This is a genomic window from Candidatus Cardinium sp. cBcalN2, from assembly GCF_022810445.1.
Classification (GTDB): Bacteria; Bacteroidota; Bacteroidia; order Cytophagales; family Amoebophilaceae; genus Cardinium.
The window spans coordinates 1-14152 of the sequence record NZ_JAACGD010000024.1; the positions used below are offsets into that span (position 1 = coordinate 1).

8 protein-coding genes are annotated in these 14152 nt (G+C 37.8%); 2 read left to right on the forward strand and 6 right to left on the reverse strand.

The window, feature by feature from the left end; genetic code table 11:
• The 5 genes from MUW74_RS00925 to MUW74_RS00945 form a co-directional block, all read right to left on the reverse strand.
• On the reverse strand, positions 1 to 2414 hold a 2414-nt coding region (locus MUW74_RS00925; RefSeq protein ID WP_243553019.1), incomplete at its 3' end, for a sodium:solute symporter.
• A gap of 139 nt (positions 2415 to 2553) precedes the next feature.
• Positions 2554 to 5331 carry a translation initiation factor IF-2 gene (gene infB / locus MUW74_RS00930; RefSeq protein WP_243517421.1) on the reverse strand — a complete coding sequence of 926 codons (2778 nt, stop codon included), beginning with the start codon at positions 5329 to 5331 and terminating at the stop codon, positions 2554 to 2556.
• 35 nt (positions 5332 to 5366) lie between these two features.
• Positions 5367 to 6608 (reverse strand): transcription termination factor NusA, encoded by a 1242-nt coding sequence (gene nusA, locus MUW74_RS00935; protein ID WP_243517418.1) that lies wholly within the window; start codon positions 6606 to 6608, stop codon positions 5367 to 5369.
• Between the two features lie 426 nt (positions 6609 to 7034).
• Positions 7035 to 8207, reverse strand: coding sequence for an FtsW/RodA/SpoVE family cell cycle protein (locus tag MUW74_RS00940; RefSeq protein WP_243517415.1), 1173 nt, complete (start codon positions 8205 to 8207; stop codon positions 7035 to 7037).
• A 118-nt stretch (positions 8208 to 8325) separates the two neighbouring features.
• A complete protein-coding gene (locus tag MUW74_RS00945) occupies positions 8326 to 9834 on the reverse strand; it encodes an NTP/NDP exchange transporter (RefSeq protein ID WP_243517411.1) in 1509 nt (502 codons plus the stop codon).
• A 358-nt stretch (positions 9835 to 10192) separates the two neighbouring features.
• On the opposite strand from MUW74_RS00945, the gene MUW74_RS00950 reads away from it, so the two are divergent.
• A complete protein-coding gene (locus MUW74_RS00950) occupies positions 10193 to 11371 on the forward strand; it encodes an ankyrin repeat domain-containing protein (RefSeq protein WP_243517393.1) in 1179 nt (392 codons plus the stop codon).
• Positions 11372 to 12000: 629 nt separating this feature from the next.
• On the opposite strand, the gene MUW74_RS00955 is transcribed toward MUW74_RS00950, so the two are convergent.
• Positions 12001 to 12165, reverse strand: coding sequence for a hypothetical protein (locus tag MUW74_RS00955; RefSeq protein WP_243517390.1), 165 nt, complete (start codon positions 12163 to 12165; stop codon positions 12001 to 12003).
• Positions 12166 to 12480: 315 nt separating this feature from the next.
• Between MUW74_RS00955 and MUW74_RS00960 the strand changes: the two genes are divergently transcribed.
• Positions 12481 to 13692, forward strand: coding sequence for an ankyrin repeat domain-containing protein (locus MUW74_RS00960; protein WP_243517386.1), 1212 nt, complete (start codon positions 12481 to 12483; stop codon positions 13690 to 13692).
• Positions 13693 to 14152 lie beyond the last annotated feature (460 nt).

A 14152-nucleotide genomic window follows, 5' to 3' on the forward strand; every position in this document is an offset into this window, starting at 1 on the left:
ACTTGATGGATATCACATATAATATAGGAAAACATCTCCCCATTAGGGCTATCCATTTTTTCTACTAGTAACCTAGGCGGATTACCTATCTCTTGTGACAAAGCAACCTCTACCTTACGCATGAGCTTATCTATGGTAATTTGAGTAGGTTGCAGCAAGGCATGTTCTTTAACCTTTTCTCTTCTATTGAAATAGGTCACCCAATCGTAAAACTTATTGATAATGCTTTGAAAATCTTCCTTAAAAAGGGGAGTATCCTTATCTAAAAAAGAAATAGACTCCTCCACTTTACGGACTACTTGCTCTAAAATAAAGCCGTAACCTTTAACAACAGACACACGATTAGCAGGAACCAAAGCCGCATCATAGAGAGAGGCTTTGAGTTGTTGAGAAGATCTAATCTGTTCTTGATCTTTTAGGTAAAGAAGCTGGGATATATAACCAGATTGTCGGACTTTCAAGTAGGTAATAATCGCAAATAAAAATAAGCCTACTATCAATAGCGGTAATAAGGAGCAGAATAGTGCATAAGAAAAGCCAAGGCAGATCGGATAAATGGTTAACAATAGGCTAACGGCTATAATAGCTATAGCTAGATAAAGAGGTAAGGTCAATAAAATTAGGGCAAAATGAGTCAAAGAGAGAGAGAGGGTAAAGGTGGGATCTACCGAATGATACCAATTCCAAAATAAATTGAAAGGAAAATAAACCACTAACCCAATTAGCCAACCTAGCTCAGTGAAGATGCCGCTTATTTTTTTAGAGATATCATCAATAAATGGATAGCCTATAAAAAAAGCAGCTACCATAAGCTGCACAATAAGCCAAGGACCATTATGGGAAATAGGTGCTATAAAATGCGTCACTAAGCTAGTAATCGCTAGATAGAATCCGATACATACGATGGTGGTGTGACTCGGTTTGAACTTAGCCAAAGTGGCTCTTCTATTAGCCCAACCATTTTTAATGGCTTCTTTACGTTCCGCACTTCTTCGGGCCTTGGCTTGTTGTATTTGTATAAAATGAGTATCTGGGCCAACCCAACCTGCACTTTCTGGTTGCTTTAACAGATAGTGAGCAGCCAGCATAGCAAGTCCATTGGCTAGCATAGCCACAAAGGAGCCGTCTATGCCTGGCACCCACTTATTCCAAGCTAAGATAGTGAGTACACCAGCAGTCATACCGATTAAAGCTGTACGAGAAGTGCCGCGAAATCCGAAAGTGGCCAAAATAAAAGGAGCTGTTAGTATAGGTATAGAAAAACAAAATCCTAGTTTAAGTAATTCTAACAAATCGTTAAAGTAAAAAGTTAAGAACATACCAGATAAACCTACAAACAAAGTAGTTAGTCTAGCCAAATGGAGGGTATAGGTATGGGAAACTGGTTTTACTTTTTGTAAGCTCTCTAATATATCATGGCTTACCATGATAGAACAAGCATTTAAATCAGAGTCAGCTGAAGACATAGCCATAGCTAGTAAACTAATAGAAATAAATCCCTGAAAAAGAGGAGGTATATTACCTAATATATAGCCCCAAATCTCTGTGCTAGGTAGGGATGGTGAGGCTACAAAAACAAACAGACCAACTAAAACTATGAATCCCATTATACAACAACTAAAAATACCTCCATAAAGGAAAACTGTTTTAGCTTGGACAGGACCAGAAGACATATAAATTCTTTGCATTTTTGCTGGTTCCACATAAGATATAAGTACAGATAGAAAAAGAAAAATATTGGCCAATAGTTTCGTATCGAACTGACACAAACCATGGAATTGAAATTTTTCTTGGTTTTGCAAATAAGGAATGATTTCCCATACTTGTTTATTTGTGTTTACAAACATAAACCAGCAAAGAACGGGAATCACAATAGCAAAAGTGATAAATTGCAATACATCAGTAAAGGTAACCGCACGAATACCACCATAAATGGAATAAAATATAAGAATCAAGGTAGACAAAATAGTTAATTTTTTAGGATCAACTGAGCCTGCACATATAGCCATTGCCTTAGACATTGCAGTAATTTGAAGAGCTAAACCAGGAATAGCAGCACAAATAAAAGAAGCAGCAGCAACAGCTCTTGGATATCTGCCATATACCCGCCCTATAGTTTCTGCCATAGAAAAATTCTGCATAAAAGGACCCATACGTACCGCCAAGCAACTAATAATCCAATAGCTTAAAAAGCTAGTCGAAAGTACGAGCATGATCCAATACAATCCACGGCTATGAACCTGCTCTACATTACGTAGCAACATACCTCCGCCATAATCAGTAGCTAATACTGTAGCAACCAAAGTAGGTGTAGCAAAACTTTTACTGCCTACTGCATATTCCCGAAAAGTAATTTTTTTTCTACTAAAATAAATCCCTACTCCTAAGGTTAATATCAAAAATGCCCCTACCATTAGCAGAGATGTTATATGCAAGCAAATCATAAAATAAATATTAAAAAAATAAAAAGTAGTTAAAGCAATTTACTTCCATAGTAATCATTTGTTACTACAAATCAAAAAACGTAACCTACTTTTAGCATAAAAGGTTCTTTTAAAGCTCACGCTTGATTTCTTTACGTTCAAATCCTTCTATAATATCTCCTACTTCAATCTCATCAAAGTTTTTAATATGAATACCACATTCAGAAACAGATTTTACCTGTTTAATCTCTTCTAACCCATGCTTTATGGTATGAATGGCACCGGTAAATATAACTTGATCTTTTCTAATGACACGAACGGGGTTAGTTTGTTTGATAAACCCTGTTTGTACTTGACAACCTGCAATATTACCAACTTTTGAAAAGGTAAAAATCTTTTTAATTTCCGCTCGACCCGTAGGTACCTCTTCTATAGTAGGAGCTAAAAGACCCTGTACGGCATAACGTACATCATCTATGGCACTATAAATAATGGCGTATTGCTTGATCTCTACTCCTTCTCTTTCGGCCAATTTTTTGGCTTGTGCAGATAGTTTAATATGGAAGGCAATAATAATAGCTTCAGCGGCAGCAGCCAAGAGTACATCTGACTCTGAAACAGCTCCTACACACTTGTGTAAGATATTCACCGCTACTTCTTCATGCGATAGGCCAAGCAATGCATCAGCTAAGGCTTCGATGGAACCATCCATATCCCCTTTGATGATAATATTGAGCTCTTTAAAGTTGCCTACAGCCAAACGACGGCCAATCTCATCAAGGGTGAGGTGAGATTTGGTACGCAAGGCCTGTTCGCGTAATAATTGTTGCTTCTTTTGCGCCAGCTCACCAACCTCTTTTACACTATTCATTACTCTAAAAGTATCACCTGCTCTGGGTGCACCATTTAAACCCAAGATTTGAACCGGTGTGGCAGGAGGAGCGGTTCGGCGCGCTATGTTTTGGTGGTTTAACATTGCTTTTACCTTACCATAGTAAACACCGGCTAGTATAATATCGCCTACCCGTAAGGTGCCATCTTGTACAATACCAGTGGATACATATCCTCTACCAGGATCTAGGAAAGACTCAATAATGGTACCTTTGGCTTTTCTGGAAGGAGCTGCTTGTAAGTCTAGCAGAGAGGCCTCCAGAAGAATTTTTTCTAAAAGCTCATTGATCCCTTGGCCTGTCTTGGCCGAAATCTCTTGGCATTGGTATTTGCCCCCCCAGTCTTCAACTAAAATGTTCAGATTGGCTAAATCTTCTTTAACTTTTTCTGGATTAGCTTGTGGTTTATCAATCTTGTTGATAGCAATAATAATAGGACAACCTGCTACTTGAGCATGACTAATAGACTCTTTGGTCTGGTTCATAATGCTATCATCTGCAGCTACTACAATGACAATAATATCGGTTATTTGTGCACCTCTGGTACGCATAGCTGTAAAAGCTTCATGACCAGGTGTGTCTAAAAAGACAATTTTTTTGTTTTGATCAGTAAGAATATCGTAGGCCCCAATATGCTGCGTAATACCACCAGCCTCTTTAGCAGTGACCTTGGTGGTACGGATATAATCCAATAACGAAGTTTTACCGTGGTCGACATGGCCCATAATCGTTACAATAGGCGGGCGTTCCAGCAGCTCACCACTTTCTTCTTCTATATCTTTCTCTACTTCTTCTTCCTGTAGATCAACAAACTCTACACTATAACCAAACTCATCTGCTACAACGGTAATGGCTTCTGCATCGAGCCGTTGGTTGATAGATATAATCATACCTAAAGACATACAAGTAGAAAGCACCTCATTTACGGTAATATCCATAAAAGAAGCGAGCTCATTGGCTGAAATAAACTCAGTGATTTTTAAAACTTTTTCTGTTTCTTTAGCCTGGCGTTGACGCTTTTCTTCAGCTTCTAAATGGGCACTGCGCCTATCCCTTTTATATTTGGAGCGTGCCGCATCACCAGTGCCTTGGTTTAGCTTAGCCAACGTTTTTTTGATTTGACTTTCTATTTCTTGGGAAGATACACCTTCTTGCTCTTTTGGTCCTAATGGTACTTTAGGAGCTTTTTCCTTACGGAAGGAATCAGTCCCTGTTTTAAATTTAACCGATCCCCCTTTTTTACCACCTATACCTCTTGGCGCAGTAGGGTTATCTGTAAGTTTTTTGACCTTATCCTGTGGCCTTGCATGGGCTGTTTTAGATGCGCCCATTGAACTATTGGGTTTTGGTGAGGCTGCCCCACTGCTAGGATAATGCCTTTTAAAGGTAGGTTCAGGCAAGGTCATTTTACCTACTACAGTAGGTCGCTTAAGTTGAGCTGAAAAGGTTATTTTATCTGGTTTATCAGTCGGTTGTTGGTCTGCCTTGTTAGCTAAATCACTTGAAGGCAATCTAGGATCAGATGGGTCCATTAATGAACGAGATTTAACGTTTACAGCTTCCTTATCAATAGATTGGACTGTATCAGGGGTTTCATCTTCAATTTTTTCAGTAGCTAAATCAATTTTTCCAACTGGTTTTAAGCCAGGTAAAACTGGCACAGAAGCTGCGTAATGGGCAGGGACAATGGGGCCTTCTTTTTCGCTTTGTTTAACTCTTTGGTGCGTTGCTCTCTTTTTTTTGCCTTGTTCTTTGCTCCTTACACTATGGTCACTACTAGCTGAGGCAGAAAGACTTGGGTAAGCTTTACCAATGGTAAGATGAGCAGCTTCTTGCTTATCCATACCAGCTGAGCTAAATTCGCCAGCTAGTAGTTGAAATTGCTCATCCGTTATTTTAGCATTGGGTTTATTATCTACTACAAAACCTTTTTCTTCTAAAAAAGAGGCAATGGTCTCTGTTCCTACATTTAACTTTCTAGCCACTTGGCTGAGTCGCATGTTTTTTTCTTCATTCATAGGTTATCTTTATCTACCTAACAGGCATATTGAGCTTAACCATTAAGCGCCTGATCTAATATAGCATAGATTTCGTCTATCGTTTCCTCTTCCAAATCAATCCGTTGCTCAAGTGTTGTCTTGGACAAGGCTAAAACACTTCTAGCTGAGTCTAAACCGACTTTGTACAATTCCTCCAAAATCCAGTGCTCAATCGTATCACTAAATTCAGAAAGTGGAATGTCATGCTCTTCTAAATGATGAGGTATATCCCTATAGACATCTATTTCTTTGCCAATAAGACGGCCTGCCAGTTTAATATTTTGGCCTCCTTTACCAATGGCTAATGCTACTTGATCAGGATCTAAGTAGACAGAGACTCGCTCACCATTTTGTTCGACCCGATTGATACAGGCAGGATTTAAGGCACGCGCAATATACAGCTCTAAGTTATCTGTATAATTGATAATATCAATGTTTTCATACTGGAGCTCTTTGGTAATGCCGTGTATACGAGATCCTTTGATCCCTACACAAGCGCCAACTGGATCAATTCTATCATCAAAAGTCTCCACCGCTACTTTGGCACGAGCACCTGGATCTCTGACAATTTTTCTTATAGCAATAAGCCCATCCTGTATTTCAGGAATCTCATTTTCAAATAACTTTTCTAAGAAAAGAGGAGATGTCCTAGAAAGTAAGACCCGAGGAATCGCATTGTTAAAAGCTACTTTATAGATAACGGCACGAATATGTTCTCCTTTTTTAAACTGGTCTTTAGGTATTTGTTCTGACTTTGGTAAAAAAAGTTCATTGTTTTCATCATCTAACAAAATGATTTCTTTACTCAGAATTTGATTTACTTCAGCTGAAATCAAACAACCAACTAGCTGTTCATATTTGTTATAAAGCGCCTCTTTCTCCAGTTCTCGAACCTTTTGTATAAGCATTTGCTTAGCAGTCAGGATAAGTCTTCTGCCAAAAGAAGCAATTTTAATTTCCTCAGATAGTTCTTCGCCGAGTTCAAAATCAGCCTCTATTTTTCTTGCCTCCGAAAGAGAGACTTTATGAGGAGCAGCTACATCTACTGCATCATCTGCTACCACTTCACGAAAACGCCATATCTGCAAGTCGCCTTTATCAAGATTGATAATGATATCAAAATTATCACTATTGCCAAATTTACTCAGCATAACCGCACGAAATACGTCTTCTAAAATACGTATAACGGTAGGCCTATCAATATTCTTAGATTTGGCAAATTCTGCAAATGACTCTACTAATTTATTACTATCCATGTATCCATAAAACATAAGCACGTACACAAACAAAATACGTACAAAAAGGAAGATTTTTACTAAAACTTATAAAAGTTATATTTTCTAGAATGATTCTAGGCTACAACGGTAATCATCGGAATCCTGACAATATACAAAAAAAATATTTCTAAAACATTTTAGCTTGGGCCCTCTCCCTGCAACTGTTTTTCTTGGCATCTGTCATGCTATGCTTGCTGATCACAAACTTTTACAAAGGGTATTTTGGGGTTACATGGTGATAGTTTTACTGCATGCTCAATTTTTTATTAACAGTTATAAGCGAGAGCGAGATGACATACCAATCATCTATTCAAAAAACTGTATTATATTTAATAATCAAAGAAATATAATCCTTGAATTGACTGTTCAAAACATTAGTAAATATGGATACTGCAGCAGGTCATCTTAGCATCTACTATTTTTTTTGTACTTATTGTAACGAATACCAGCCACTTCTTTTTTTAAATTTATGAGTTCTGTATCAATTGTACCCTGGCTGATACTTAATAATATGCCTAGTGCAACACCTGTAAATAAAAGCGAAGTACCCCCCATACTCACGAATGGCAAAGGAAGCCCGGTAACAGGACCAAGGCCTACTGCAATCGCCATATTCAATATGGCTTGAAAAACAAGTAAAAGACTAATTCCTATAGCCAAAATGCCTCCGTAATAACTAGTGGCTGTAGGGAGCAAAGCAATGGCTCTATATAATAAAACCAAATAGAGGACCATGACGAATAGACCACCTATAAGGCCATACTCTTCGATTAAGATGGCATAAATAAAATCAGAATAAGGATGGGGTAAGAAATTGCGTTGGGTGCTATTACCAGGGCCTTTACCCGTCAATCCGCCTGTTGCAATAGCAATGTAAGATTGCTCCGTTTGAAAGGAAAGGTCACCTTTTAGAAAGCGTTCTATGCGTTTGATGGCTGTGCCACCACGTTGCCCCCAGAGCAATGAGCCTCCCACCACTAGCGTACCCGTCAAGACAATAATAAATAAATACTTAATAGGGATTCGGCCAATGAACATCAGTACCAAACAGGTACCAAATAATAAAATAGCGCTAGAGAAATTAGTCAAAGCGATTAAACCACTAACAAGACCCGACCAGGTTAACATAGGCAAGCAGGCAGTTTTAAAACAAGTAATATTTTTTTGTTGTTTAGCTAGCATATGCGCCATGCGTATGATCAGCGCCAGCTGTGCCAGATCAGATGGCTGAAAAGATTTATTGATAAAAGGAATATTGAGCCAACGAGATGCTTCATTTAACTTTAATCCATACCGCCAAGTTACCAGCAACAATGGAATAGATAACCAAAGCGCAGCTTTAGCAATAGCCGCATAGTAGCGGTAATCAAACCGGTGGCTTAACCACATAGCCGCTAGCCCGGCGCCTATGAGCAAGGTCTGCCTGAACAAATAATATTCGGTGTTATAATGCATGGTTCTATAGGCTAGCGAACTAGAAGCACTATAAACCGTTAGAATGCTTAGGCTAGAGAGTAAAAAAGCAATCGCCCATATAATGGGATCTCCTTTTAATTTTTCTTGAATCAATTGTTTCATAGGGGGCTATAGCGTATTATCGGTTTCCGTCTTGGTTGAACCAATGGCGTCAACGTAAGGGGGATTACCATTGGTACATTTAAGCCGTTAAGCGAATGGTATTTTTTAAACTTTTTTATTATGAAGTTGCAGCTTCCGTCTTTCTTATCAAACGATTGTATCTTTTTGCAAGCATCCCAACGGCTACCATCCAAATTATACAAATGCAAAAAAACATGACCATTAAAAATGGCGCCAATTGATTGGGTTGTGCCGTAGCAAAAATAGTATAACAAATTACTTGCAAAATAGCCCCTGCAGACTTGCCTATTTTCCCGCCTAATATATCCACCGCTGCTTTACCTTTTGTACCCATTTCACCATCTAAAGGAATGTAGACCATCTCTTTGGTTACATCAAAAAAACAATATTTAGTTCCCTTAGCCAATACATTTTGTAGACCACCCATCGCTACAATAATAGCCAACGTAGATAGACCCATAATCGTTTCTGATAAAAAGTTAAAATGAACCGCTACTATCAAAAGAAAAAAACAACCACCTACCATAAGCGTGACAATAGGGGTCACCAAGGCTGCACCTAGCCAGCTTAATTTCCGAATAATCGCATGACCAAAACAAGAACAAGTAAGGGTACAAACACCCGTCCAAAATAATACTTTACCCTGATAGGTAATAAAATGTGTAGGATCTTGCTTATACAACAGGCTAGTTTGGTGAAACCAAAGCCCCTCTATTAAATGAATAACCATCGAGTAAGCAATCATCAATACACAGATTAATCCAAGATATTTAGACTGGGCAATCATCTTACAACTCTCATAAAATCCTAATTGTAGCTTGAGAGGTGCGCTCCTTTCTACCATATGACCATAGACGAGATGTTTTTCAACATATCTGTGTAAAAGCAGGATACAGAGACACAAGAGAATAACGATTGCCATAAGAGCCGCTATTTTTAGCGCTGATTCGGTTTTATCTACACCCAGGAGAGGCAATAAAAAATGATCCTTTCGAGAAAAGTAAACCATAATACTGCCTGAAATAAGCAGGTTAGCTTGCCCAACCAAGTTGCAAAAAAAATACAACCGGCCTGCTTCTGCTGTTTTCGTTATTTTATTGGCCAGCTGCCAATACAACAACGTAAAAACAACCATAGGCCAAAGTTCACCTATCATATAAAAAAGTACCAATGTCCACTTACCCCACATCACGAAAAACCATTTAAAATGGGGATAAAGCTTTACATAACCATCTACCACAGACGGATCCGGATGCAATAACCCTTGATAAGGGAATAAAAAAAATCCGAATAGCATAAAAAAAAATAGAAAAAATAGTATGATGGCTCTAAAAATGTTTTCTGTGGTCATCTTATTACATAAGATGGTGTAGATGACTACAAATAAAACCCCTGCCGGCATCTCAACAAATAGTTTAATAAAACTCAACACCTCTGCCCCTATTAAAGTCACTACCAGGCTATCTTTTATGCCACGAATTAAATTTTGATTCAGCAAAATAAGAAACATCAAGATGGCCATAGAAAAAAATTTTTTCAACTCACTGCGCTTCATAGGCCAGCAGGTAGCATGCCATTTTTTTAGGAGGGCGTTGATTGATTTCATATTGATTATTTACGCTATTTAAACGAGGCTAGCACTAAGGGCCAAATATAGACTTTTAGAACTAGTTTTTCAACTAATTATTCGCTTAAAGCAGTAAGCTATCTCTTGAGTACTTCTATTTTGTTATCGTGAATATATTTGCAATTGTATTTAATTTTTATTACTAATACAGAACTGGGTTAAGTAATTAAAAGGCATGCGTAGGTTCTGCTACAGCTGGTCTCGCGAGCTTTATTTTGCCTTAGTATAAAGTTCAGCAGATAGAAAAAACAAATAGCACGTGGTATTATTCCATGCCCATTCAAATCATTCTGCCTGCTTAGTAGTCATTAATAAAAACAATTTAAACATCAATGTCATGAAAAAGTATACATACTACAAAGTAGGACTATTCATTAGCTTATTAGGCTTTGGTACCTTGGCTTCTTGTGTTAACGCAAGGCAAGAACTAGGTTTTGATCCTCTTAATCCTACTCGTAATTTTGCCGTCAATAGATACTATAACAAGCATCCGATAACAAAACCTGTGGTGTATACAACACTGGGATCTACATTGTTTATTAGTCTCGGTGGTGTAATATATTGGCTGACTGGTTCTGCAAATCAATCTAGTGCGCTTACTACTAGTACTTGCCCAGTTACTCCTACTGGAGGAAATATTATACCACATAAATGGAATATTGCGGCTAATAAGGACCATCAGATAGAGGAGCTTACAAGATCCGTTTATAAGGCGATAGAAAGTGGTACACAAAAATGGGATAAGGCTGATAGTAGCCTGATAGATCAGTTTACAGAAGATGTTAATCGTACCATGGCAGAGTTCAGAGAAAAGCAGGCATCAGAACCTAATGATAACTTTGCGGTGCCATACACTATTAGTGATCCTAAGGTTTTGGATAAAGAGACACTTGAAAACATCAAGCAGGCTCGTTGTGAACCAAATCTTATAAAATGTTTGATTAGCAAAGGTCTAGATCCAAATGCAAAGGATGCCAAAGGGGTTTCGTTATTAACGCTTGCAGTAGTGTACGACCGGAAAGATGCCCTTACATTCTTAATAGGTAAGCAAAAAGAGGGAGAAGATGGAGAAAAGTTGAAACTATCAGAGATAAATTCTGGTGTACCAGGCGCAGATTCTCTTCTAGAGCTAGCCATAGTACTAAGAAATGAGGATATCTCTAAATATTTAATACAAGAGAAGTCGGTGGGTTTTAACATTCAAAAAAACGAGAATGCCATAAAATTTCTAAAGATTGCAGCATCGGCAGGTAATGGCATTATGTTTAAAGAACTGCTAGATACAGCACAGAAAGATAAAAAAAGTATCTGTAACGAACGAAGCGAGATAGAAAAGTATATAGACACAGATCCGAAAGCTGAGTATAAAGATACTTATAACTACTTTACCAAATGGTCTGATGTGAATACAGAGCATAAGCAAGTTAAGAGTGTTAAAGACACGATGAAAAAAAGTCTGAATGATACTATAGATAGTATAAAATCGGATGCAAGTCTGGAATGCGGAACTGCATAACAAGCCCATAAAGTGGCCCTATCGCGCAATTGCCAAGCAGTGTAGCTTTTAAGACTTAAGACTATGAGTAAGGCTAGCTAAGAAAAAAGCCCCTTGTAAAATAGTTGCGATCAGAAAGTGACCGTTACAACTGAAATAGAAAAACAGTTGAGAGGGAGGTTGGAGAGTGGATTCTGTTTTTCCAGTTGTAACGAGCACTTTCCGCAACTTTTTACACAGGGCTTGATTTTTATGCTACTTTTTGATCAAGCAAAAAGTAGCATAAAAAAAGCCTTGCTTCCTGACCGCAAATTTTTACAAGGCCGGTTTTTTCTAGAATCCCCATAGCCTTGAATGCATACTAATTTTTACATTAAGCTAACGCCATTGGCTCCTAAGAAAACGACTTAGTTGTTCAGCAAATCAGCAAACCAGCTGTGAACCACAATCAATCCATAATTCCCTTTTTGGTAATAAAAATACCTAAGATCTTCCCTATACAACAGATTGGGTTGGTGCCCCCTCTATTTAAATGGATAACCATCCAGTAAGCAATCACCAATACACAAATTAATCCAAGATATGTAGGCTTGGCAATCACCTTACAACTGTCATAAAATTCGCATTAGCAGTTGGGGAATCGTGCTCCCTTATACCATGTCATGCAGATTAGCTTGCCCAACCAAGTTGGAAAAAATACAAACAGCCTGCTCCTGCTGTTTTCGTTTAAAATGGGAATAAAGCTTTACATAAACATCTACCATAGATGGATCCAGATGCAATAGCTCTTGATAAGGCAATAAAAAAAGTGCCATTGTAAATAGGTTGTAGAAGCGGTCTACGCTTTAGGTATGCTCAACAAACTATTGCTTGAAGCAAGCTATTTTTTTATCACGAATACATTTGTAATTGTTTTTCATATTTATTATTAATACAGAATGACGCTAGCTTTAATCATTAAAAGAGATGCGTAGATCCCGCTACGGCAGGCCTCATGAACTTTATTTTACCTAAGTATAAAAGTTCAGCAGATAGAAAAAATAAATAGTATCGTGGTATATCCCATATCTATTGAAATCATGCTGCCTGCTTAGTGGTCTGTTAATAAAAAACAATTAAACCTCAATATCATGAAAAAATATACATACTATAAAGTAGGCCTATTTACCGGCTTATTAGCCTGCAATACCTTGACTTCTTGCATGAACACAAGGCATTGTGTCAACACAAACCAAAATACACACCGTTCTCTTATTAATCCTACTGGTAGTGATAGCTGGGATAGGCACTGGAAAGCACATCCGATACAAAAAATTGTGACATATATATGCATGGGAATCAGCGTCCCCGCTGTTTTTTTTGGTTCAGGTTATGGAATATATAAACTGTTTAGTTATGATACCAATCAGTCTAGTGCGCTTACTAGTCATACTCATGCGCTTACTAGTCATACTTGCCGAATTACTGGACAACCTTTTATGCCAACTGAATGGAATACTATGACCCATAAGATAAATAAGACTGAAGCATCCCTTAAGCAGGCACTAAAAAAGTACAACGAATTGGATAATACTGATGATAGTATAGACGAGCTTGCAACACCCATCAATAATACCATACAAAGTGGCACACAAAACTGGACCAATACTTTTGAAGTGCCATACACTATTAGTGATCCTATGGTTTTAGAGGACCAGACCCTAGAAGTAATCAAGCAGACTCATTGTAACCTAGAGCTTGTAAAATGTTTGATTAAAGAAGGTTTAAATCCAAATGCAAAGCATTCGAACGGGGTAACGTTAGTAACGTGTGCGGTAGCGAATAACAACCAAGAGGCCCTTACATTCTTAATAGATAATGGAGCCAATGTAACAGCACAGACTGGTGCTAATGATTTAAAAGAGGAGAGGCCTAGCCCTACAGATTTAGCCATACTACTCGGCCATAAGAACATAGTTGAGTTATTAACAAGTAGTAGAGCAGGTATTGAGGAGGTTGATCGGAAGGGTTTATTAATGGATGTAGCACAACTAGGTTATACCGATATATTTAACTTGTTGCTAGAAAAAGGGGCAAATCCTTGTACTAAACTTACACAAGAGTCTGTAAATCTACAGGATACACAAAAGCCTGTAACCATACAAGATCATATAAAGATAAGACTTAATAGTAAAAAGGTAGCCCAACATATAGCTGGACACCCAAAAATAAAACAATGGTACATTTCTCTTAACCTTACTAAGGACAATAAAAACGATAATGATATACAAAACATGACAAACGCGCTGAATAAAGCTATAGAAAAATGGCATCCACAAAAGAAAAAATGCCCAGGCGTGTAACAAACATACAAGGTGGTCCTATCGCGCAATTACGAAACAGATTAGCTTTTAAAGCTTAAGACTATGAGTAAGGTTAGCTAAGAAAAACCCGCCCTTGCAAAAAGCCGCGATCAGAAAGCACAGGTTACAGATGAAAAAAAATAGCTTGATTGAAGTACCTATGCACTACTGTAGCAAAAGTAGACCAAAAAACGCCCCTTGTAAAATAGTTGCGATCAGAAAGTGACCGTTACAACTGAAATAGAAAAACAGTTCAGAGGGAGGTTGAAGCGCGGATTCTGTTTGTCCAGTTGTAACAAGCACTTTCCGCAACTTTTTACACAGGGCTTGATTTTTTGGCTACTTTTTGATCAAGCAAAAAGTAGCTTTAAAAAATTCATTTTTTAACAGTGTCAGGAACAGATACATTAATTTTTATTTTTTTTATTTGATTATAAGTATTTTCATCTTATTTTTTTCT